Raw genomic sequence first — 23,640 nt, 5'->3', positions numbered from 1 at the left:
TATCTTTGCGGCTTCAATGACAATTACGGGATCAAATTAGACGGTGACTGTCCTTGGATCTTTTAGATCATTTATTCAAAAAATATGTTTCATTTAATACTCTTTGGCCCTCCAGGTAGTGGTAAGGGCACCCAAGCAGCTAAATTGGTAGAAAAATATAATTTAGTTCATATTTCGACTGGTGATTTGTTTCGTGCAGAGATGTCTCAAAAAACAGAATTGGGATTAAAAGCTTTAGAATTTATGAATCAGGGGATACTAGTTCCTGATGAAATCACAATAGGAATGTTGCGTCACAAGGTAGAATCCATTCAAGGTGTGGCAGGATTTATATACGATGGCTTTCCAAGAACGATTCCGCAAGCTCAGGCTTTAGATGCCATGTTGGCTGAAAAAGGGGAGGCTATTCATCAATTGATTGCACTGGAAGTCTCTGACGATGAAATTGTAAAGCGGATATTAAATCGCGGACAATCTTCAGGTAGGGCGGATGATAATGATGAAGAGATTATACGCAAACGGATGGATGAATACAGGAAAAAAACTTCTGAAGTGTATAATTACTACCAAGGATTTAACAAATCAACGTTAATTAACGGAGAAGGAAGTATAGATGAAATTTTTGATGGATTGTGTTCAGTAATGGATCAATGTTAAGGTGCATTTCATCTTGTTTGTTTTTTAGAGCAACAATAATTTTTATTAATAACGAATCCTAATCAGGTGGCAGAACAAAATTTTGTAGACTATGTAAAAATTTGTTTTCGTTCAGGACACGGAGGAGCGGGATTTGTACATTTTTTTCGAAGCAAACACAATCCAAAAGGTGGACCCGATGGAGGTAATGGTGGTCACGGAGGACACATCATACTCAAGGGTAATGCCCAACTATGGACCTTATTGCATTTAAAATATAGAAAACATATTTATGCTGCTGATGGGGGTAATGGCAGTGACAATAATTGCACCGGTGCTGATGCAGATGACGTCATCGTGGAAGTCCCCTTGGGTACTGTAGCCATTGATGCAGAGACTAAAACAAAAATGTTCGAGATCACTGAGCATGGTCAAACGAAAATATTACTGCATGGTGGTCGAGGTGGAAAAGGAAATATGTTTTTTACCTCTGCAACACAACAAACACCCGATTATGCACAACCTGGACAAGAAGGCATTGAAGCCTGGAAAATATTAGAATTAAAAGTTCTTGCAGATGTAGGATTGGTTGGTTTTCCAAATGCCGGAAAGTCCACATTATTATCAGTCGTTTCTGCTGCGAAACCGGAGATAGCGAATTATCCATTTACCACATTAACCCCTAATCTTGGTATCGTAAAATATCGCGATGACCGTTCGTTTGTAATGGCAGATATTCCAGGGATCATCGAGAATGCGCATTTAGGTAAGGGCCTTGGTACACGTTTTTTACGGCATATAGAACGCAACAGTATGTTGTTGTTTTTAATCCCTTGCGATAGTGAAGATATTGCTAAAGAATATCAAATTCTATTAAACGAATTAGGACAATACAATCCTGAATTACTCGACAAACCAAGACTATTGGCCATTACTAAAATCGATATCGCTGATGCAGAATGGACCAGCCTCATTGAACCTGAATTACCTAAAGATCTGCCACATATATTTATTTCTGCTGCTGCGCACAAGGGCATAGAAGAACTGAAGGATATGATTTGGAAAAAACTTCAGGAATAAGAAATTATTCCGGTACTAGTCCTGTAGGGACGATCAATGTTGCTACGACGGATAAAATCCGTCGTATAAGGAAAATGTAAATTGTTTTTGGCGGCATTTTTGCCTAATTTTTCCAAAAATGATGACAAAAACAGTCAGTTTTTATTTTCACTTGAATGGTTACGAATAAATAATAGCAATTCAGGGATTGCTACCTGAAATTTTGGCAAGCAGCATTTAACTTGTACCAGCGTTACTCTTGTAACCAATCTTCTAATATGCGACTAATAACACGATTAAATTGGGTGTCATTCAATTGTGGTATTCTACTTTTGTTTTCGACTCTAAATGCACAGTATTCCCCTTTATTTCAATCTGCTATTCTTAATAGTAATGAAATTCGTGCCACTATATCAAATGATGGATCACTATTTTGGAATGATGATATGGGACAATTCTTTGCTCCTTATACAGGTTATAATTCTGTGAGAACTATGTATTATGCAGGATTGCAAGTGGCTAGTCGATTTTCAAATGGAAATGTATTTGTAACCTATCCATCATCAAAAAGTGATTATAAACCAGGACCCTTGTACAATTCCTCTTTCATTCCTGATGATTCGCATTATAATAAATTTAATAAAATTTGGATGACGGATTATACTGATATTATTGCACATCAATTAGATTTTACAAAGGATGGTAAAATTGATGTTAAACGTTCAAGTATTTACTCATGGCCAGGAAAGTCTAATCCCTATTTTGAACAATTTAATGGATTCAAAATTGAGGTTGCAGATTATTCTTTAGCGCCCTTTTATGATAATAATCAGGATGGTATTTATAATCCAGACCAAGGTGATTATCCCTGGCATCCATCCCTTGATCATGCTGTAGTGCCTCAACAATTATTTTGGACCATTTTTAGTAATACCAATATTTATTTGAGACTCGAAATTGGACTCACTGCATGGGCGTTTAATTGCACTTCTAATCCAATATTAAACAGAAGTATTTTTTGTTCCTACCAATTAACAAACAAAGATGTTGGACAAAGAGACCTTATTGATTGCCGAATGGGAATCAATGTTGATCCGGAAATTGGATGTTATAATGATGACTATGTAGGTTCCTACCCAGACGGAAATGCCTCCTATTGGTATAATGCGGATGTCAAAGATGGTGATAGTTTAGGAAAATGTCCAAGTATAAGTGCTTCCTACACCTATAAAAATTCACCACCCGTTCAATCCATAGTCTTTTTAAATAGGCCGATGGATGTATTTAATGTTTATTTTGATAACCACTTTTTTAGTGTTCCTACAGAATTAATTGATCCAGCTAATAATAAAGAACATTATAATTATTTTAAAGGACTCAATCGATTAGGTTACCCAATTATCAATCCAATATCTGGAGATATATCCAAACATGTATTTTCTGATAACCCAAATACAGTCAATGGTTGGTCTATGTATCAGAAAAAATTACCGTACTTTGATAATGAAGTAAGAATATTTAATGTTGCTGAATGTGGGGATGTCGCGTATAATGAATCACAAACTTTAGACCTTGCCTTTGTTTTTCACCATAGTCCGGATTCTAATCATTTGGAAAATGTTAATTTGGCCTATCAACAAATAGAACAAGTTCATCAAATATATAATGACCATTTCGTACATTCATGTATGGATCAAAAATGTGTGTCAGATTGCGTATGGACCGCAGATACAGATAATAATGGGCGAGTCGAATATCTTGATGCTATTAATATTTTTAGAGGATATGGGAGTCAAGGACCTCAACGAGATCATGTGTATGAATGGAATGGTCAAAGTGTAACAGACTGGAATCAGCGATTTGTTAATCAGTTGAATTATAAATTTGCAGATGTGAATGGTGATGGAAGTGTTGATTCACTTGACCTGTATCAATTAAGACCTAATAATTACTTTACCCACGATAATCCAGCACCATTGAAGTCTGAATGTATTGATGGCAATGATCTGGTGTGGCAATGGAAAAATGTAGATTCATTATACAAAGGTTTTGATGGATGCAATATGGTCTTCACGCCTCCAATTAATAGATTTGAAGGTTTGTCTTATGAGATTGAATATGAAACAAAGGCTTTAAGTCTAATATTAAGGAGTGGCGCTTTGAATTGGGAAGACTCACTAGTTGGCAATAATAATTTTCAACTGTATAATGAAAATAAAAATACTGGAAAATCTTATATTCAATGTGTATTCATGAATAAAAATAAATCTAATGAATTATCCAAGAGGCAAATGAATTGGAGTTTTACATTTCAAAAAGCACTTGGTATGGATCCAAAACTTGAATACACAGATCTTAGAATTTGCAATGCCCAGCTCTACACTATCGATGGAAATATCATCCCGCTAACATCCAAAATACTTAGAATTTATTTCAAAAAGAAAACAGGAAATCTTGATGCTAAAAGCAATACATTTTCGTTCGAGTTGTATCCCAATCCTGTATCATCAAAGCTATATGTTGAATCCTTATCTGAGCATTTTCAAGTGAGCATTTTCAATGCACAAGGAGTACTAGTTCGGCAATATTATTTTTCAAATACAAAAAATGAAATAAATATTTCTGCATTAAGTAATGGAATTTATTTTATTAAAACAGAAGATGACTATCATTCCCAAATTCAAAAATTGATTATTTTAAAATAGTTATTAATTTTTAGAATGAAATTAATTATAATTATTTGGATCCTATTATTTTTAAGCTGCTTTAGTGTTTTAAGTGCTCAAAATTTTTATAAAAAATTTGACAAGCATCTTGACACTACACTAAAATATAGGTATAACATTTCTATGGTCCCAATGCCTGCAGATAAGTATTTTCTAGATAGTGTTAATATGTTTATTGAAATCTCAAAAACTAATACTAAGCAGTTTGATGAACTTAGATCTGCTATTGAATCAATATTAAAATTGAAAGACATTCGTTATTCAATTGCTTATCCACTATTTAAAATTTATGTAAGTAATTTTCAAGAGAGTGTAAATTATCCTTTATTTGTCTTAAAGCATGCCTTCATTAAAAAAGAATTAACGACAGAAAGATTGGGTGCTGTTGGCTATAAAGAAATTTATTTATATAATGAAATTTTGGAGAATTGTAAAATAAATCAAGCGTTTAAAAATCAAATTCTTAATTCAGATTTCCTAAAAGAAGATTATAAAAAAGTTAACGCAGAATCATACCAGCTCTTTTTTAAAAAGTGTAATGATGGACTATCAATAGATGATATGATTCGTAAAACTGGTTCAAAGAAGAAGAAAAGGGCTCTTAAAGAAATCAAATACATGATTCAAAAAGATAATTTTAATTCTCTAAACCTTAACACAAAACCAATAAAATGAAAAAATTGTTTTTTCCTTTATTTATTTTGTTAATTTGTAAACAACAATCAAAATATGTTAACCCAAATTTGAAGTTTATTAATGACACGTGGGAATCATTAACAAAACAAAAAATTAGCAAGGATAGTCTATTAATTATATTCTCGAATCAAATAAAACGTGATCCATTCCATAGCGAAAGTATTTTATTGATGCAATCTTTTATTGATAAATTGGAAACTAAATCACAAATTAAATTTTATATAGACAATATTTATGTTCCGCTTTACCCTGATTCAAATGAAAAATTAAATCCACCACCAAGGATTCGTAGACCTAACCTAAATAGTTCTTTAGATACTTACTATATGTCTATTTTAGCTAGTAGAAGTTACAATTCTGATTCAGTTATTTCTTATATAATAAATTGAGTAGCTGCGAATTAAAAAAACCTATCATAAGATTTTACGTGAAGCTAATGCGGATATTAAAGAAAAATAATATTACTAGCATTCTCGATTCAGTGAGTACTAAGAATGATTCTTGCTCACATAAAAATGCAGAAAAATTAAAATATTTATTTAAATACATAATATGATGAAATAGATGCTAACTATTTCACGCTTTAAACTATTATGAAATATTTGTTAGATGTGAAATGCATATCTTATATTTTTTTTAAGCACGAGAACATCTAATTATAATTTTTCAAAATGCAAATTGTAATTCATGTCATCACCTAATAATCGTCACATTCCCCTTACTCACCTGACTATTACAATCACGAATTCTGATTTCAATAAAATAGGCATATACTTCCACAGGAGCATCTATGCCTTGCCATCGACCGTCCCAACCTGTGTTTGGGCTATCATTATTGTATATTAATTTACCCCAACGGTTGTATACTTTGAATTGGACGACTTCTACATAATCTTTGTACGCTGGTTTTACGGCGACATTAAAGTAATCGTTTGTTCCATCATTATTTGGGCTAAATACATTCGGGAATTTATAAAATTCAAGGACCTGCTCTATATCAATTTCTTTAGTAATTTTATCCCGACATTGGGTCAGTGAATCACTGACTATTAATTCCACTGATTTTTTTCCGAGGGATTTATAGACTACTTTGGGATCTCGTTCTTTGCTGGTTAAGCCCTCGCCAAAATTCCATTCATAGGTATCTGCGCCTATCGATTTGTTTTTAAATAGGGCTAAGCCTGGACAATAATTCAAAGTATCAATCCATAAAAAGTCTGCAATGATCTCAGGGACTATTACTGCAAGACTATCTATATGTTCGCATCCTGTATCTGTAGATTTAAGTACCAAAAATACAGATTTAGATCCTACTGAATCAAATCGATACCGAACAGGATTTTCACCTTTAATGATTTTTCCATCATTAAAATCCCATTCTATTTGATTAACATCAACCAGATCATTAGCTGAAAAAACAGCTTCTTCTCCTTTGCAAAGAACTAATTTATCAGCACTGATTTTACCTTCAGGTCCAATCAAGGTATAATCTCTACTAATCGTATCCGAACATCCATAAATGGATCTGACGATGAGTTGTATATGGTGTTTGCCTTTGCCAAATGCAAAAGTGGGATTGACTAAATTGTTGGTTGAGCCGTTATCAAAACTCCAGGTGTACCGGACGATACCTTCAGTACTGGAATTGTTTTTCAATTCAAAAATGGCGGGATAACATATAGGATGTATAGAATCTAATGCAGTGGTAAATTGAGCTTCCGGTATTTTTACAATATCCATTTCTATAGAATCCGTACCCATGCAACCGGATCCTTTTTCTTCATAGTTGAGAACTATTTTTTGTTTGCCGCTTTTATCAAATACTATTTTTGGATTTTGTAAGTTGCTGGTTCCAAATTTACCAAAGTTCCACATGAATTGTAACGATGATCCACCACTGGTAAAATCATTGGCATTAAACTGAACGGTTTCTCCTATACAAAGACCAAGTCCTTTCGAGTATTGAATTTTAGAAATGGGTTTATAGATGCTTAATGTTTTTGCTATAGTATCTACACACCCGATGGTATCTTTTACACTTAATATGACTAGTACCGTATCGTCTTTTGTGAATTTTAAATTTGGGTTTTGATCTTTTGATCCGAAATTCCATGACCATGATACCAGTGTAGTATCAGATTTAGTTTTATCGGTAAATTTTAGATTTGCTGGAATACAAAAATTGGTTTTATCCACATCGAAATTGGGGGTTATCGAATACACTGTAGTGCCCGTAGTAATGGAGTCTTTACAACCATTGATATCTTCTACAACCAGACTGACTTCCTGATACCCTGATTTACCAAAACCGTGCATAATGGTATCCTTTCCTACTTCACGTGGTCTGTGATTTGGAAACCGCCATAAAAAACCTTTATTGCAATCGCGATCCACATCTTGTGAAGCACTGGCGTCCAAAGGATAAAGTACATTGTCACAGATCTTCTCCGGGATCAAAAACGCAGCTTTGATTTCTTTGATATGTACGGTTTTAGTATCTACATTTTCAGGACAGCCACTCGATACATCTATAGCACTTAATGTGACTTTGTAGGTACCTCTTTGATCATAGTGATGAATGAGTGAATCGAGTGTTGAAAATTGTCCATCTCCAAAAGACCACTTCAACTGTGTAGCCTGTAGACTTTTGCTGACAAACATGACATCATGAGTTGCAGAACAATTGGTCATAAATGCAATATTGGCTTTCGCCCCTTTTACCGTTATCGTTTTAGTTTCAGCAGCATTAGTAAAACAACCATTGTATTCTGAGACTACCTGCAATTGAAAAGTCCCTGGATTATTTACAAATTGATGTGAAGCATCGTTCGATGTCCAACAATGACTAAATCTTCCATTATCAGAATACACATGCCATGAGTCAATACGTGGATCTGAATTTGTTTTTTTAATATTTATCGTTCCACCTAGGCAAATAGTTGTTTGGTCTATGGTGTATGTAGGTATAATGGGTTCACCAACTTTAATCCAGAATCCTTCGGAAGTGTCAATACATCCTTTGATATTTTCGATGATGAACTTGACATAATATTCTCCAGGTTTGTTATAGTCATGAGATCCTAATTGATCACTGGATTTGTCTTCGATCTGACCATCACCATAGAATAGCTTCCACTTGATAATTTTATCCATGGATTGACTCGCATCGTTGAATTGTACTTTTAATGGTGCACAACCTTCCTTGACGGAAGGAATTAATATAGCATTTGGTCTTCGGTGTATAAAATACTTGTCCTTAAAATCATAACATCCAATAGATGATGTAATGCTTAATGATTGAAATATAGTGTCATTTCTGTGTCTATATAAAGAATCACGTTGTGGAGAATGATAGATGTAATTCAATACATCTTTTCCTTTAATACTATCATTCCAAAGATAGGTATACGAGCCTTTTTGTTTAGCATGCAAAATAATATTAGTATTTTGTAAGCAATCTGGTCCGGTAATGGTGAAGTCTGCATCCACCTGATCAATAAAAACATTAAATGTGGTATCCGTTTTACAACTGCCATTATAGGCTGTTAGCGTTATCGTTTTGATTCCTGATGATTGATAAATAAATTTAGGTTCTTTGAGTTTACTGGTGCTAATATTTGCACCACTACTGAATTGCCATAGAAAAGAATCTGCAACAGTAGTGTTCTTATAAGCACCCATGGTTTGGATACAGAAACTATCTTGACCATCAAGTGTAATAACCGGTGGACCAACAACAACAGATTGACTAATTGTTGATTCACATCCTTTATTATCAATGACTTTTAAGGTGATCTTATACGTTCCGGTAGAATTATACACAATCATTTTTGGATCAAATAGTGTTGAGGTACTTCCATTTCCAAAATCCCATAAATAGGTATTGCCATTTTCATCTTTGGTGAAATTAGCAATTAAAATGGTCGACGGAATTTCACATCCTACCGACTTCGATAGGGTAAAAGCAGCTTTGGTTCCTGTTACTTGAATATATTCCTGAACTAAAAAAGTTTTATCACATTCTGCAATGGACGTATTTACTCTAATGGAAACATTGTATTTTCCCGAATTGGTATAGGTGTGGTTGGGATTCATGAGTGTAGAACTATTACCGTCACCAAAGGACCATAAAATATCTTTGATGGTGATGGCAGGATCATTAGTAATCGAAGATGTAAAAACAACATGGAGTGGACTGCATCCGGATATGGGTGTGCCTGTGAACGTGATTACCGGATCTGCATAAACAGTGATTGGAATGGTGCCGACAAGTCGCCCGTTTTTTCCTTCAAATAAATTAACCTGGAAGGTTCCCGGTTTAGTAAAAATATGATTGGCATTTGAAATGCTTGCATTATTGCCATCGTTGAAGTCCCAATAATAATCTGATAATTGAGGTGCCGTAAAATTTACATTTAAGGGTATGCATCCTTTATTGATATCTGATGTTTGTGCCTGTAAATACTGTAAACTTATACCTAAAAGTATAAAAAAATAAAAAGGTGTTCTCATATTACCATAGATTAATAAAAGAATTAACAATAGTATTTGCCATGACTAAATACTGTTCTCTGGTGAATCCACAATCGCATCCATAATAGCTCATAATATTTCCAATATCAGGTTGATAATATTCACCATTGGCATCTTTACCGGTGAACACAAATTCACATCCTGTAGCATACTTTCCGGGTGGTGAATCCGGTACAAAAGGATCTGAAGGTGTATCACAAATACCATCACCTGCTACATCACAATTGGCCCCATTGACCAGCTCTATGCCATTACCTTCAAAGGTATGTGACAATCCAAACAAATGTCCGAATTCATGGGTAATGGAACCCGGACATGATTTTTTTATGAGTGTTCCAAGGCCTGATAATCCACATACAGATGGTGTTAATATATAATCCACATAGTAGACATTAATGACATTGGGTTTTTGATGTAAGGCCATTAGTTCATTTCTTTTATCCATGTCTTCGATACTGTCAAAGGCATAATTGTGAATGGTATCCACACCGCAAACACTGAAGGATGCACAAATCGGTGCAAAGTGATAATTGGCCCCAGTTATTGTTCCCATAATTGTGGAGACATCGATTCCGGGTTTGCGTAAGGAATCAACCACTATGTGTATCATGAGATTGAAATGCTTGTTGACACAAGGAAGATCTTTAGATTGTATATGCAAATCCTGTGCTTGTGGACGTACTAATAATAGAATCCAAAAAAATATTATTTTTCTCATAAGCTTGTATTAAAATCTAGGACAATAAAATTTGGAAACTACTTTTGGTTTTTTGGGATAACTCAATATTCGGCTGATGCCAACTTCATAAGCTCCATAATAATTATCGAATTGTGATGCTGAAGAAACGGTCATATCATAAGCGAATCCAAACTTCCACTGTTTATATATTCCGCCAACAATAAATTGTATAGCATCTTGAATTCTGTAACCCACACCTAAACTGATTTGGTAGTCTTTAGGTATTTTTATTTTTTGTTTTTTATCAGATTTTTCGAAGAATCGATAATTCCATAATAATTGTACAGAGGTATTATATGCATTACTATATTTTGAAAAATATAAGACCGGGGTAAGACTCATCTCATCAGACAAATCAATTCCATAAGATGCATTTAAATTAATTCTGCGATAAATGGGATTATCAATTTGTCCATCTTTAAACCGAATATTTGGTTGCGCCAGATGCAAGACAGCAAGGCCTGCATCAAAGTTGGAATAACTCGATAATTTATGAGTGAATTTTAAACCAACATTGTAATCCTGGTAATTGTCTTTGTAATCCTGAATAAAATGTAAATCTTTACTTGCTCCCAGACTGCCTTCAAATTGATCTTGAAAAACAGCCCGATTTGGATTTACAGACCTTTGGATGTTTCCAAATTGAAATCCAAGTGCGATCACATTTTTATATTTGGTATCAAGTCCTATATGATAGCTTAGAGATCCCATAATCCCAATATTTTGAACTACAAGATCACCAGCGCGATCCAAAGATAATTGCAGGCCACTTCCAATCCAATGACTTGGTCGAAGACCATTAGACACCGGACTATCCATATAAAATAATACGGTTTGATAGGGTTTGTGGATAAAATTCGAAAATTGTTCCCGATAGATTCCGCCTAGCCTAATGGTACCAGAGAAACTGCCAACTTCTGCAGGATTAAAATAGGGTTTGGCAAAATTATAATTGGTTACATGTAAATCTTGTGCATTGAGTAATTGTATAGATATGCAAATACAAATCAATATCTGTCTATTTAGGTTTATAAGCATAGTGATAACTAAATTTGGTATTACGTGATAAGTAATATCAATATAGATCGATTAAAAGGTCAAAATGATGCCTAGAAAGGTAAATTATTTCAAAAAAATCTTTGTTTGATTTTTTTAAATCACACATTCATTACCCCATTTTATGGACAAAAAGTATAAATAGTTATACTTTTGCAGCCCTTATGAGTTTTCAAGAAGAATTAAACAAAAGACGCACTTTTGGCATCGTATCTCATCCGGATGCCGGAAAAACGACCCTAACTGAAAAGTTGTTGCTATTTGGTGGTGCGATACAAACTGCCGGAGCTGTAAAATCTAATAAGATAAAGAAACATGCGACTTCAGATTTTATGGAGATCGAACGTCAGCGTGGAATTTCGGTAGCCACATCCGTCATGGCTTTTCCTTATCGCGATCTACAGATCAATATTTTGGATACACCCGGCCACAAAGACTTTGCTGAAGATACATTCAGAACCTTAACTGCAGTAGATAGCGTTATTGTAGTTATTGACGTTGCAAAAGGGGTTGAAGAGCAAACTGAAAAACTTGTGGAAGTTTGTCGAATGCGCAAGACGCCGATTATTGTTTTTATCAACAAAATGGATCGTGAGGGTAAAGATCCTTTTGATCTTTTGGATGAAGTGGAAACCAAATTAGGTCTGCATGTTACACCCTTATCTTGGCCTGTTGGGATGGGGCAATCTTTTCAAGGAGTCTACAGTCTTTATGAAAAAAAATTCATCCATTTCAAACCTCATGGAAAACAAGATGGTGAAGAAGTAATTACGATTGAAAATACCAACAGTGAGGATTTCAAATCAATCATTGGGTCAAGAATGCATGGTATTTTTTTAGATGAATTGAATACCATAGAAACGATATATCCAAAATTCAATCGTGAAGATTATTTGAGTGGAAAAATAGCTCCTGTTTTTTATGGTAGTGCCGTTAATAATTTTGGAGTTCGGGAAATGCTCGATTGCTTCGTGGAAATTGCACCAACACCTTTATCCAGAGAAACAGAAGAACGAATTGTCAAACCGGAAGAAGAAGCTTTAAGTGGTTTTATTTTTAAGATACACGCCAATATGGATCCTAAACACCGGGACCGTATTGCATTCTTCAGGATCTGTTCCGGGATATTTAAAAGAAATACCAATTACTTTCATGTTAGATTGAACAGACAATTAAAATTCTCGAATCCAACATCCTTTATGGCGGCAAAAAAAGAAGTCGTTGATGAAGCCTATCCCGGAGATGTTGTCGGCTTATACGACTCCGGCAATTTTAAGATTGGAGATGCATTGACGGAAGGCGAAAAACTTCATTTCAAAGGTATTCCAAGATTTTCTCCTGAGATTTTTCGATATGTCAATAACGCGGATCCTTCTAAGTTTAAACAATTTGCAAAAGGATTAGAACAACTCATGGATGAAGGGGTAGCTCAGATGTTTACTAAAGAAGATACTCAACGCAAAATTATTGGTGTTGTTGGTGCACTGCAGTTTGATGTGATACAATATCGATTGGAACATGAATATAATGCAGCATGTAATTATGATCCGATCAATCTATATAAAGCATGTTGGGTTAATGCCAAGGATCCTAAGAAATTAGAAGAATTTATTCAACGCCGTAAGAAGGATATAGCTCGTGACAAGGATCTTAAAGTCGTATTTCTTGCTGAATCTTCATGGACTTTAAAATTAGTTCAAGATAATTTTCCTGATGTTGATTTCTATATGACCAGTGAATTTTAATCACGACCAATAATCAGATCCAATTTTTGTTTGAATTCCTGTAATGCATGAAGATCATGAGTTCCAGTGTATTTTAAGAAATCAAATTCTTGCATTAGATTTGTAATTGGAAGTTTCAAATTCATGTCAGGTTCCACGGCAAGGTATTGCTTGATTTCCTGAAGATTTTGTTGATGTGTATTTAATTTGGTATTGATGACACTAATGAATAATTGTTCTAAATCATGGATGTTCGTAATACCTTGTGAATCTGTTTTATGGTATTGATTGTTTTGTGTTGATTTTTTTTGATTCCATATTTTTTTTATGGAGTCAATGTCTAAAGTTTTAAATATAAATCCTAGTAAAACAGGAAGGGATAAGAATACCCAAATGAACCATTTATTCCACAATAATCCATCTGAAGTTGACATAGATTCTTTACTATAAATATCTCTGATCTCATTAGTATTTCTTGCTTGCACATTTTTTACAATTTGTGAGTTGATTTGTACATTAAAGCTATCACGAACAATTTCATATGTTCCTGTATACGGATTAAAAAAAATAAACTCAGGCTTTAGTGTATAGGCACCCGGTTTTTTTGGCGTTAATAGATAATCGTAGTACCGAGATTGAATCAGTTTTTGTGTTGGAGCGGCTTTTTGAATATCGCTTACGCGAGATTCTGTAAATTCAAAACTGGTATCTTGATTAAATATATTGGGTTTAATTTGATTTAGATTTCCATCGCCTTCCAGATACATACTTATATTAATCGCATCACTTAAATTGTATTGTTGGTTGACGCCTTTGAAATCAATCTTGTACTGACCTACTGCCCCGGAAAATTGTTGTGGGATGGGTTTGGGCAATGGCAGCACTTTTAAACTCAGTTCATTGGATAATACCGTTTCCATCTGTTGCCTAAAAATACTGGACATATTAAATCCCCACGGATCATCTTCTCCAATACTAACCCGATATACAACAGGACTAATGGTTAAATGACCTGCCTTTAATGGAAATAGAAAAATTTTTCCCAAGACTTTAGTCGTGTATTGTTGGCCATTGATAATTTCTCGTAATACACCATTTTTATCATTCTCTGCTTCCACTTTATAGAAATCATCAAACGATGAACCCGTCACGACTTCAATATTCTGGATACTAACTTGCGTATAAAGTTTATAACTTAAGGTAATCTGTTGTCCTACATATGCTGTCGTAGTATCAAGTGTTGCTTTGATAAAGAACTGTTTAGATTCTGCTTTTATATTTGAAGATTTAAGAAATTCAATTTGAATTGGTTTTGTCTTCAATATATTTCTACCAACTCGGATAGTCGCAGACCCGATGGTAAATGTTCCAAGTCTGGTCGAAGTCAATACGTAAACATACGATAATGATGAACTCATGCTTCCATTAATAATAGAAGTCTGCATAGACTGACTTGGTCCTTGTACTATTTGTAGACCTCCAAAGTCCGGAGCTGTAAATGAACCACCCTCTGCATTGTGTAAAGTAAACTGTACCTGAAAAGTACTCCCGGTTAATACTTGTTTAGCATCTGATGTAGCTTCAAAACTAACTTGGGATTTCAATGATATTGAAATGCTCAGGAATAAAAAAAGTAGTTGTAATATGCGCATTATATTTTATAAACTTTTTTCTTATTCTTTTGAGGGACAGTTGGTGGTGTGATAATTAATGGGTCATCCATTTCGTAAGTCCGACTCGGATTTTGCCTTATATTATTTGGATTGGACGCAACAAAAATTTTGAGTTGTGGTGTTTTTAATTCACCATCATTGGTTTTAAGTATAGCAGGATCAATGATATAATCTCCTTCGAGTTCAGGTTTTAAATAATACACATAACTTGAACTTTGGTTAATGGTACCATTGATATAAGAATAACTCGAAGCCCGATTAGGCCCTGCAATTATTTTTAAACCGGGAAATTGAGGTGCAATAAATTCACCATCTACATTTTGAAGAATGAACTTAACTTCAAAATAATTACCCAATAATATGGTATCTGAGCTAACCTCGACTTTGAGTGCTTCATTTTGTGCGCTCAGCTTGTAGAAGGAAAAACAGCAAATTAATAAAATGAGTTTTTTCATATTGAATAGATTAAGTTAATGTATTTTATTTATTACCAATCTTTGTCTTTGGGAACACGTTTGCGATTCTGTTGTTGTAAACGTTCCTTAACTTTTTTATCCTTGTCTTCCACCATTTTTAGTAATTGATTGGCTTCTTCTTTGGTTAATTTTTTTTCTTCAGTTCCACCTTGATCTTCTTTTTTCTCTTTAGGATCATCCTGTGAATTATCTATCTTTTTTTGATCTGCATTTTTTTCGTTTTGCTGTTGGTTTTTTTGTTCTTGTTGATTTTGGTCTTTTTGATCCTGTTGTTTTTGTTCTTGTTGTTTATTTTGCTGCTGTTGCTCCTGCTGTTGGACTTTCATTCTTTTCGCCTGAGCTAAATTTATTTTTGCTGCAGCATCTTTTGGATTTAACTTCAATGATTCTTTATAAGCTTCAATGCTTTTATCATAGGCTTTATTATGAAAATTCGTGTTGCCTAAATTGTAATATGCTGATGATAATTGTTGAGGTGTAGTGGATGAATTCGAAATACTTTTTTCATAAGCAGATTGTGCCTCTTTAATTCTTCCTTGTTGGTAAAGACTGTTGGCTAAGTTGTACTGAAAATTAAAACTTGGGTTTTCTGCATTAGCTTTCCGATAAGCTTCTTCTGCTCCAACATAATTGGAATCTCTATACATGCGATCACCTTTTTGAGCATAGGGATTAAGTGCTTGACCTGACGCCATACTACTGAGCAATAAGAAATGGAATACCAATAATATCCTAAACATGTCTCTTCTTATAAATTAAATAACAGTCTATGATTAATAAAAGAATCGCAATACCAAGCGGCCATTGAAAATAAGATTGATACTCATTAAATGATTGAAAAGTTACATCTTTTTTTGCCATCAATTGAACCCGTTTTGTCAACTGTTCAAATAATGCATCTCCCTGATCAATTTCTAATGATGTCCCGGAACTTATATCTGCTATCTCAGATAACAGTTTCCTGTTTGGAATGGTTTTGACTAAATTGCCTTTATTATCTCGTTTAAAAGATTCACCAGTTGATTCTTGGTTTGGAATATAGGATCCTTCTTCGGTACCTATAGGAATGGTAACGATACTAATACCTTCTTTTGCAGCTAATTTAGCTTGCTCTATAGCTTCACCTTCATGATCTTCCCCATCAGTAATTAAGATGAGCATTTTATGAAATCCTTCTTTATCAGGAAATGATTTCCTAGCTAGTTCTATGGCAGCTGAAAGTGAGGTGCCTGGTGTGCTGGCCATATGGGTTTCAATCATATTAGACAATAATTGAATGGTAGCCATGTCTGTGGTCAAAGGTGATTGTAGATAAGCTTCTCCGGCAAATGTAATTAAACCAATACGATCACTTCGGAAATGTTCTAGCAATTGTTTAATTAACAATTTACTTCGCAATAAGCGATTGGGTTTAATATCAGAACCCATCATACTTTGTGAGATATCCAGAGCAATGAATATTTCTGTATTTTGGGTTTTTACTTTTTCTTTTTTTAAACCAAACTGTGGATTAGCTAGTGCAATGATTAATAAAAAAAGTATACTCAAAAAAAGTATGAATTTGGTTCGTTGTAATGCCGTATTCGATTGCCAGGATTTTTTGAGTTGATTACTTATTCCTAATCGAGACCACAGTTGAACGGCATTCAACTTTATAAAATAATAAACCCCATATATCACAGGAATGATCAACAATAAAGTAAGATATGCTATGGAATCTATCTTAAACATATTATGGCATGAGTCTATTAAAGGTGATACGAATGATCCACGCAAGGACAATTAAGATTAATCCAATCAATAAGAAAAATCTATATTCTTCAGAAAAACGTTTAAATACTTTTACTTCTATTTTTGTCTTTTCAAGGCGATCTATTTCCTGATAGATTTGTTGCAACTCGTTTTGATTGGTTGCCCGATAATAAATTCCTCCGGTTTCGGAAGTTATCTTTCGGAGTAGGTTTTCATCAATATTGACAGGAGCCATACCAAATACAAATTCACCATTAGCCTGTCTTCCTACAGGGGAGTAGGCTTCACCAGTTGATCCTACGCCAATGGCATAAATTTTAATATTAAAGACTTTGGACATTTCAGCTGCCAGATCTGGCGATATTTCACCCGCATTGTTGACCCCATCCGTTAATAATATAATGACTTTGCTGTGGGTCAAACTATCATCTTTCAAACGATTAATCGCTGTAGATAATCCTAGGCCGATTGCAGTGCCATCATTTAAATAACCACATTCTAATTGACTTAACAGATTAGTCAGAATTTGATGATCTACGGTTAATGGACATTGCGTAAAGCCTTCACCTGAGAAACCCACAAGACCAATTCTATCATATGATCTTTTCTTTACAAAATCTATGGCAACCAATTTACTTATTTCTAATCGATTGGGGTTGAAATCTTGCGACAACATACTTGATGACAAATCCATAACCAGGAATATATCAATTCCTTCAGCATCAATTTTTTCTTCTCGCAATACCCATTGCGGTCTTGCCAATGCAATAATTAGAAATACTAATGCCAGATATTTTAAATAAGGAATACTTTGATATAATTTTAATTTCCAACTTACTTGTGGCTTAAAGGCATCAAATGATGGATAAATTAAACTGGCTGAATGTTTGGACGCTTGTTTAACTTCCCGATACAGCAAAAAAGGTATGATTCCTAATAGGATTAACATGTATGGACTATACCATTCGATCTGATTAAACCACTGGCTCATGATAATTTATTTTGATTTACCATTAATTTATTATGTTTACTCAAAACAAAAATTCCTCTTGAAAATATCGCTTCTTTTTTCATTAAGGCGATGATCATTAGAAAAGGAAGAAATAAAGTGAGGAGCGGTATTAAAACAATCATCAGAAGTACGTTAACCCATTGCTGATTATTTTGCATCATAAGATTATAATGCCATCTAGACAATTGACCTAATTTCGATTGATGCAAAGCTACCCAAGTAGCAGGCAGTTGAAATTGATTTTTTACAACCATGGAAGAAATTAAGCTTAGTGTTTCTAAGGTATCATCACGCTTAAGTTGTAACAAAATATCTGGAGGAATTTCATTTGGATTTTCAAATTGTTTGGCAAGTTCAGTTCCTAATAGTTGATTCCAATGCACGATGTTAATGGCCATTATTTCTTCTGAAAGGGACTTGTTAGATGCTACAAATTTATGAGCTTGTTTCATCAAGTCGGAATGGGTATGAATATCCGGAGTCAAATTTGCGAATTTAACCAGGTCAGAAATTTTAATATTCTGTTTCAATAAATCCAATTGATTGAATTGAATATTTTTTTCTTCTATGTTTTGGATAATTTCTTTAGAAGTTAATTCTAAGGCATTTATTTTAAATCCTTCTGCCAGATAGGATCTCAGTATTTCATTGAGTTTATCATAATATACTTTCAATTGGTCTTGTTGCCAATATTTTTTTTGTTCTAGTTTGTTTAATTCCGAGAGCGCTTTTTCATAAGGAGACATGACTTCCTGATAAATAATTTTACCTGGTTTCAGTTTATCAGCTTTGAAAAAATAATAAAGGATGATCAGCATGAATATAATAAAGCAGAATATTATAACAGCATACATCAAAATCGGACTAGGTCCTTTGGTTTCTTGGATATCTTTTATTGGAAGGAGTTGTTGGCTATCATCTGGCAAATAATTAACCGTTATTCCAATTGGATTGGTTTTAAATGTATCTTGATTTAATGAGATCTGAAAAATAGGTATTTCAAAATAACCACTATCAAAAACAGTAAATTTTACATCTCTGATAAAGCTTCCATCCTCCTGTTTGGTCCATGAACCTCGATCCAATATTTCCATCCATGACAAGGTATCCAATACATTTATGGGATCATCAGCAATTTGATTGCTTGCAGACCTCTGATGGAGGTATTGTTGATCACCAATCCACATATGTGTAGAATCTACAGATTGACTAAAATGCGATTGTGCAAATACTTGTGTATCAAAAAAAGAAGTAATAATTAATATGATCAACAAGCGCATATTACTTTCTGCTTTTAAAAAATTTAATGAGTGTCTTAATATAATTATTTTGAATATCCATACTTAAAAAATCTGCATTCGATTTTGAAAAAATAGATTTAATGCGGTTATTATTTTGTAAGTGGTGTTGGGATATTATTTGATTCATATTGGGATCAGAACTATCAATGATCATCTCATGACCAGTTTCAGAATCTGTTAATGCTATTAGGCCAACATTTGGAATTTCCTGTTCCAATGGATCTAATATTTGCAATCCAATCAGATCATGTTTTTTTGCAACAATTCTTATAGTCGTTTCAGGTATGGGGCATTGAAAATCAGAACAAACAAAACAGATGCTTTTTTTATTGAGGACACTGTTTAAATATTTTAATGGAATGTCAAGATTGGTTCCTTTAGCGTCATTCCGACTCACGAGTATTTCCCGAATAATGCGAAGTATATGTTGTTTTCCTTTTTTTGGCGGAATGAATAAATGTATTTTATCACTAAATAATAATAATCCAACTTTATCTTGGTTTTGTGTGGCAGAAAATGCCAGTACAGCAGCCATTTCAGCAATCCATTCCGCTTTTGACTGAGTTGTCGAACCAAAATAAGTAGAAGGACTAATATCAATTAATAACATTAATGTTAATTCGCGTTCTTCTTCAAAAACTTTCATGTAGGTTTGGCCTGCACGTGCAGTTACATTCCAATCAATGTGTCTGATATCGTCACCAATACTATATTCCCGAATCTCTGAAAAAGACATCCCGCGACCTTTAAATACACTGTGATAGGCTCCAGAAAAAAGGTGATGACTTAATCCTTTAGTCTTGATTTCTATCTTTCTTACTTGGTTTAATAATTCTTGGGTCTCCATGATATTATAATACACGTTTTAAAGGTCCATTCTTTCGTATTTGATTTTTTAAAAGTTTATAGGGTATTAATAGGTGTTGGGTTCCCCAAATGGTATTGACTTCAGATGAAAAACAAATCCCTTGAGGCCACAATGTCCAATGTTTAAATTCATCATTCATGATGAAGTGTTTATATCCCTTTGTCCCTGATGCAGCCAATTTTGTTTTTTGATCATGAATCAAAGGATCAATTAATAGTTTTATGTCAACTTCTTTTTCAAATAAATCCGCTATATCGAGATTTTCATTTTGTCTAAAACTATAATTGAAAGAAGATTTTTTAGTTTTATTATTACTTTCTGTGATGAGAATATATCCACTAATCCAATAATCACTAATCCATGCCACGTCCATGGTTAAAAATGATTTTTGTAAATGGGCACTATCTGTACCTGTTTGCTCAAAAGCTAATTTTTGATTGTATTGGATAATGTAATCATTAATCCATTTTATATAAGCTTTGTCATCAAGATGAAGATATTGAGCAGACAAAAAACTGGAATTAAATGTATTTGTTTTGCATGCAAAGGGATAGTTTTTTGCAATTTTAAGATTTAATGAATCAAATACTCTTGTTAGTTTAGATAAATGTATGTTTGAGTTTTTGACATCGATTTGAATTTGTCCCAGTTTTATATTATTGAGATTGTATACATTTACAACAGAACGATTACATGATTCATTGACACAATTTCCTCTTAATATATAGGTAATGGTATCAATCCAATTCTCTAATCTTCCCATGATTATTCCATCTCCGTTATTTTGGATAAAAATCCGATACTTCATCGAATCCATTTTACTGCTGAAATAATTCAATTGTGGTGGACAGTCTAGTAGTTTAGATTGTATTCGAGGTATTTGTTTGAGTTGAATGAGACTTCCTTGTTTTTTATAATTATAAAGAATACGGGCAGTTAAAAAACTATCTTGAAAACTTCCAAGCAAAGTACCAAGTATAGTTCCAGTGGAATCTGTAATGATGCATTTTAAAGTATCTGGAATATATGTTCCTTCAATAAAAGTGATGGTTCTAGTACTTAAATTTTGTATGATTCCTTTGTAATCTTTTTGGTCATTTCCTAAGCTTAGAATGATTTGATCCTGTTCCGAATTAGAACCTGTAAAATGATTGATCCAAATCCCATGATGGTGGTCCTCAAATAAATCTACAACATCTTGTGTTTTAAGATTGATTTGTGCAGTTAAATCATATACAATTAGATTTAAAAATAAGAGTCCCATCCAAATCCATTTCAAAGGGAAAGGAGGTATAAAAGAAAAATAATTATCGTGTCGATTGAGTTGCATTTATGGAACTTCTACTTTCGATAATATAGTTGAAATGATTTGGTCTTGTGTTATATTTTCAGCTTCGGCTTCATAGCTTAGTCCAATTCTATGTCGGAAAATGTCTTTGACAATACTGGTTACATCTTCAGGAATTACAAAGCCTCTATGGTTAATAAATGCATTTGCTTTAGCTGCTTGTGCTAAAAAAATACTTGCTCTTGGAGATGCACCATAATTAATGAGCAATTGTATTTCTTTTAGTTTAAAAAGTTCAGGATTCCGTGTTGCAAATACTAAATTGAGTATATATTTTTCAATCCGTTCATCCATATAAATTTTAGATACTGCTTTACGGGCTTTAAGAATATCTTCAGGATGTATAACCGGAGTTATTTGAGTTAGTATGTCTCCGGACAAATTTTTTCGCATAATATCAAGTTCTTCTTCCATTGTAGGATAAGTGACATTGACTTTCATCATAAATCGATCCACCTGTGCTTCAGGTAATGGATAAGTTCCTTCTTGTTCGATGGGATTCTGTGTTGCCAAAACGAGAAAGGGCTCTTCAAGTTTAAATGTTTCTTTCCCTAGTGTGACTTGCCTCTCCTGCATAGCTTCCAGAAGTGCTGATTGAACTTTAGCAGGAGCTCTATTAATCTCGTCAGCTAAAATGAAATGGGCAAATATTGGACCTTTGCGTACAGAAAATTGGTGATCTCCGGGATTATATATTAGGGTTCCAATGATATCAGCAGGAAGTAGATCAGGTGTAAACTGTATCCGATTAAAAGTGGCATCTATGGAATTAGCTAAGGTTTTAATAGCTAAAGTTTTGGCTAAGCCCGGTAAGCCTTCTAATAAGATATGGCCTCTGGTCAACAAACCCAACAACATTCGATTCATAATGTGTTTTTGTCCAACGATGATCCTGCTGTGTGCTTCCTGAAGTCGATCTACAAAGGCACTTTCTATTCCAATTTGTTGATTAATAGCTTCTATATCAATGTATTGTGACATAAGAATTAATTTTTATATTAAATCGTAAATGAATTTATGAAATTTGCATTGTTAAAATTTCCAAATGCAATGCTTATGAACGTAAAAATAGTTGGTGAACGGTATATCTTGTTCTTACTTTTGATCCATTTTAACATTTTATTAATTGAGCCTATGAATGGTCAAAATAGGAGTAAAAGCAATGCAGATTTAGCTCTTGATGATGATTTGCTGGAGTCTATGGACAATAAGTCTTGGAATGCATTGGAACATTTAAAAGACGGCCAGCTATTGGTTCGTTTAAAAAGTGAGTCCAAAAAAATATCAGCATTAAATAAAGACTTAGATCGTGCTGTAATTTGCTCTGCACGGGAAAAACAATTAATTCAAGACATAGTAAAGATTACAAATCGGCGTGATTCATTTAATTTGGCATTCATTCAGGCTATGCGGCTTCAATTTAAGTTTTGTCCGATTTATTTTTATTATGATAAACGACATGCTGAATTAAAAAAGAGCCACTTCTTTGGAGCTATTTTCTTGGATAGTTTATTACATGAAGTTGTAGAAAATAGAATTGGAAATAGTAACATCGTCATTTTGAAACATGATGAAACCCCTAATCAACATTTAGAAGCTTTTTTGTTTGTGGATACTTTGGGTATAAATTATTCAAGTCCGTTTCCAAAATATCAACGAGTTAATACATTATCAACTTGGATCAATAGTATCGATGATCCTAAATCAAAATACACTCAAAATGCAAATCTCTATGCCAGAAAATTAAATATTAAGTTGTTTAAAGCAAGTAGAAAATTATTGAGGTAATTGAATAAGTTTTAGAATAAAATTTAAATAGGATTTGGGATGAATCCATCCTAACTCATTATTTAGTTTTTGATGATGTATGTTTTTTTACCTTGCCTTTTATTTCATTTTCATCAACCAGCTGTCCGAATGGCAACGCGATTTTCAATAATACATATGTATTTTATTTATGTATAATTAATTAAAAAACAAATTGATACGTTAAAGTATTGGTAAATAAATGGCATTATTTAGAAAATTAATGCAAATTTGA

19 protein-coding genes are annotated in these 23,640 nt (G+C 33.6%); 7 read left to right on the top strand and 12 right to left on the bottom strand.

The window, feature by feature from the left end:
* Positions 1–84: 84 nt before the first annotated feature.
* The 5 genes from IPK88_02570 to IPK88_02550 all read left to right on the top strand — a co-directional run bounded on the left by IPK88_02570 (position 85) and on the right by IPK88_02550 (position 5,506).
* Positions 85–657, top strand: coding sequence for an adenylate kinase (locus IPK88_02570; protein MBK8242284.1), 573 nt, complete (start codon positions 85–87; stop codon positions 655–657).
* A gap of 66 nt (positions 658–723) precedes the next feature.
* Positions 724–1,716, top strand: coding sequence for a GTPase ObgE (gene obgE, locus IPK88_02565; protein ID MBK8242283.1), 993 nt, complete (start codon positions 724–726; stop codon positions 1,714–1,716).
* Between the two features lie 257 nt (positions 1,717–1,973).
* The gene (locus IPK88_02560; protein ID MBK8242282.1) at positions 1,974–4,400 is read left to right on the top strand and encodes a T9SS type A sorting domain-containing protein; all 2,427 of its coding nucleotides are present in this window, start codon (positions 1,974–1,976) and stop codon (positions 4,398–4,400) included.
* Positions 4,401–4,415: 15 nt separating this feature from the next.
* A complete protein-coding gene (locus tag IPK88_02555) occupies positions 4,416–5,096 on the top strand; it encodes a hypothetical protein (protein MBK8242281.1) in 681 nt (226 codons plus the stop codon).
* Complete coding sequence (locus tag IPK88_02550) at positions 5,093–5,506, top strand: hypothetical protein (GenBank protein MBK8242280.1); 414 nt, start codon at positions 5,093–5,095, stop codon at positions 5,504–5,506. Before IPK88_02555 ends, IPK88_02550 begins: the two co-directional genes overlap by 4 nt.
* A 304-nt stretch (positions 5,507–5,810) precedes the next feature.
* Here IPK88_02550 and IPK88_02545 read toward each other — a convergent pair whose 3' ends face one another.
* The 3 genes from IPK88_02545 to IPK88_02535 are packed head-to-tail and all read right to left on the bottom strand — an operon-like array spanning position 5,811 to position 11,427.
* Positions 5,811–9,629: a PKD domain-containing protein gene (locus IPK88_02545; protein MBK8242279.1), complete on the bottom strand. Its 3,819-nt coding sequence runs from the start codon at positions 9,627–9,629 to the stop codon at positions 5,811–5,813.
* 1 nt (position 9,630) lies between these two features.
* Positions 9,631–10,368 (bottom strand): hypothetical protein, encoded by a 738-nt coding sequence (locus tag IPK88_02540; protein ID MBK8242278.1) that lies wholly within the window; start codon positions 10,366–10,368, stop codon positions 9,631–9,633.
* Between the two features lie 9 nt (positions 10,369–10,377).
* Complete coding sequence (locus IPK88_02535; GenBank protein ID MBK8242277.1) at positions 10,378–11,427, bottom strand: PorP/SprF family type IX secretion system membrane protein; 1,050 nt, start codon at positions 11,425–11,427, stop codon at positions 10,378–10,380.
* A gap of 182 nt (positions 11,428–11,609) precedes the next feature.
* Here IPK88_02535 and IPK88_02530 point away from each other — a divergent pair, with 182 nt between their 5' ends.
* Positions 11,610–13,190: a peptide chain release factor 3 gene (locus IPK88_02530; protein MBK8242276.1), complete on the top strand. Its 1,581-nt coding sequence runs from the start codon at positions 11,610–11,612 to the stop codon at positions 13,188–13,190.
* Here the strand turns inward: IPK88_02530 and IPK88_02525 are convergent.
* The 9 genes from IPK88_02525 to IPK88_02485 form a co-directional block, all read right to left on the bottom strand.
* Positions 13,187–14,821, bottom strand: coding sequence for a protein BatD (locus IPK88_02525; protein ID MBK8242275.1), 1,635 nt, complete (start codon positions 14,819–14,821; stop codon positions 13,187–13,189). The genes IPK88_02530 and IPK88_02525 overlap by 4 nt on opposite strands.
* The gene (locus tag IPK88_02520) at positions 14,821–15,297 is read right to left on the bottom strand and encodes a BatD family protein (GenBank protein ID MBK8242274.1); all 477 of its coding nucleotides are present in this window, start codon (positions 15,295–15,297) and stop codon (positions 14,821–14,823) included. Before IPK88_02520 ends, IPK88_02525 begins: the two co-directional genes overlap by 1 nt.
* 32 nt (positions 15,298–15,329) lie before the next feature.
* Positions 15,330–16,058, bottom strand: coding sequence for a tetratricopeptide repeat protein (locus IPK88_02515; protein MBK8242273.1), 729 nt, complete (start codon positions 16,056–16,058; stop codon positions 15,330–15,332).
* Positions 16,051–17,049, bottom strand: a complete 999-nt coding sequence (locus tag IPK88_02510) for a VWA domain-containing protein (GenBank protein ID MBK8242272.1) — start codon at positions 17,047–17,049, stop codon at positions 16,051–16,053. The genes IPK88_02515 and IPK88_02510 overlap by 8 nt, the downstream gene beginning before the upstream one ends.
* A 1-nt stretch (position 17,050) precedes the next feature.
* Positions 17,051–18,061 (bottom strand): VWA domain-containing protein, encoded by a 1,011-nt coding sequence (locus IPK88_02505; GenBank protein MBK8242271.1) that lies wholly within the window; start codon positions 18,059–18,061, stop codon positions 17,051–17,053.
* The gene (locus IPK88_02500; protein MBK8242270.1) at positions 18,058–19,362 is read right to left on the bottom strand and encodes a hypothetical protein; all 1,305 of its coding nucleotides are present in this window, start codon (positions 19,360–19,362) and stop codon (positions 18,058–18,060) included. The genes IPK88_02505 and IPK88_02500 overlap by 4 nt, the downstream gene beginning before the upstream one ends.
* Before the next feature lies 1 nt (position 19,363).
* Complete coding sequence (locus IPK88_02495) at positions 19,364–20,230, bottom strand: DUF58 domain-containing protein (GenBank protein ID MBK8242269.1); 867 nt, start codon at positions 20,228–20,230, stop codon at positions 19,364–19,366.
* 4 nt (positions 20,231–20,234) lie between these two features.
* Entirely contained in the window at positions 20,235–21,515 is a 1,281-nt protein-coding gene (locus IPK88_02490) for a hypothetical protein (GenBank protein ID MBK8242268.1), read from the bottom strand.
* Between the two features lie 66 nt (positions 21,516–21,581).
* Complete coding sequence (locus tag IPK88_02485) at positions 21,582–22,580, bottom strand: AAA family ATPase (GenBank protein MBK8242267.1); 999 nt, start codon at positions 22,578–22,580, stop codon at positions 21,582–21,584.
* Between the two features lie 75 nt (positions 22,581–22,655).
* Here IPK88_02485 and IPK88_02480 point away from each other — a divergent pair, with 75 nt between their 5' ends.
* Complete coding sequence (locus IPK88_02480; GenBank protein MBK8242266.1) at positions 22,656–23,387, top strand: hypothetical protein; 732 nt, start codon at positions 22,656–22,658, stop codon at positions 23,385–23,387.
* The last annotated feature ends 253 nt before the right edge of the window (positions 23,388–23,640 follow it).

The organism is Candidatus Defluviibacterium haderslevense, from assembly GCA_016712225.1.
Classification (GTDB): Bacteria; Bacteroidota; Bacteroidia; order Chitinophagales; family Saprospiraceae; genus Vicinibacter; species Vicinibacter haderslevensis.
The sequence above is the reverse complement of the archived record's forward strand: the minus strand, read 5'-3'. Positions and strand labels throughout refer to the sequence as shown.

Excerpts from the sequence above, each read along its gene's own strand:
- IPK88_02570 (MBK8242284.1), top strand. The coding sequence starts at position 85 with ATGTTTCATTTAATACTCTTTGGCCCTCCAGGTAGTGGTAAGGGCACC.
- IPK88_02560 (MBK8242282.1), top strand. The coding sequence starts at position 1,974 with ATGCGACTAATAACACGATTAAATTGGGTGTCATTCAATTGTGGTATT.
- IPK88_02555 (MBK8242281.1), top strand. The coding sequence starts at position 4,416 with ATGAAATTAATTATAATTATTTGGATCCTATTATTTTTAAGCTGCTTT.
- IPK88_02550 (MBK8242280.1), top strand. The coding sequence starts at position 5,093 with ATGAAAAAATTGTTTTTTCCTTTATTTATTTTGTTAATTTGTAAACAA.
- IPK88_02545 (MBK8242279.1), bottom strand. The coding sequence starts at position 9,629 with ATGAGAACACCTTTTTATTTTTTTATACTTTTAGGTATAAGTTTACAG.
- IPK88_02540 (MBK8242278.1), bottom strand. The coding sequence starts at position 10,368 with ATGAGAAAAATAATATTTTTTTGGATTCTATTATTAGTACGTCCACAA.
- IPK88_02535 (MBK8242277.1), bottom strand. The coding sequence starts at position 11,427 with ATGCTTATAAACCTAAATAGACAGATATTGATTTGTATTTGCATATCT.
- IPK88_02530 (MBK8242276.1), top strand. The coding sequence starts at position 11,610 with ATGAGTTTTCAAGAAGAATTAAACAAAAGACGCACTTTTGGCATCGTA.
- IPK88_02525 (MBK8242275.1), bottom strand. The coding sequence starts at position 14,821 with ATGCGCATATTACAACTACTTTTTTTATTCCTGAGCATTTCAATATCA.
- IPK88_02520 (MBK8242274.1), bottom strand. The coding sequence starts at position 15,297 with ATGAAAAAACTCATTTTATTAATTTGCTGTTTTTCCTTCTACAAGCTG.
- IPK88_02515 (MBK8242273.1), bottom strand. The coding sequence starts at position 16,058 with ATGTTTAGGATATTATTGGTATTCCATTTCTTATTGCTCAGTAGTATG.
- IPK88_02510 (MBK8242272.1), bottom strand. The coding sequence starts at position 17,049 with ATGTTTAAGATAGATTCCATAGCATATCTTACTTTATTGTTGATCATT.
- IPK88_02505 (MBK8242271.1), bottom strand. The coding sequence starts at position 18,061 with ATGAGCCAGTGGTTTAATCAGATCGAATGGTATAGTCCATACATGTTA.
- IPK88_02500 (MBK8242270.1), bottom strand. The coding sequence starts at position 19,362 with ATGCGCTTGTTGATCATATTAATTATTACTTCTTTTTTTGATACACAA.
- IPK88_02495 (MBK8242269.1), bottom strand. The coding sequence starts at position 20,230 with ATGGAGACCCAAGAATTATTAAACCAAGTAAGAAAGATAGAAATCAAG.
- IPK88_02490 (MBK8242268.1), bottom strand. The coding sequence starts at position 21,515 with ATGGGACTCTTATTTTTAAATCTAATTGTATATGATTTAACTGCACAA.
- IPK88_02485 (MBK8242267.1), bottom strand. The coding sequence starts at position 22,580 with ATGTCACAATACATTGATATAGAAGCTATTAATCAACAAATTGGAATA.
- IPK88_02480 (MBK8242266.1), top strand. The coding sequence starts at position 22,656 with ATGAACGTAAAAATAGTTGGTGAACGGTATATCTTGTTCTTACTTTTG.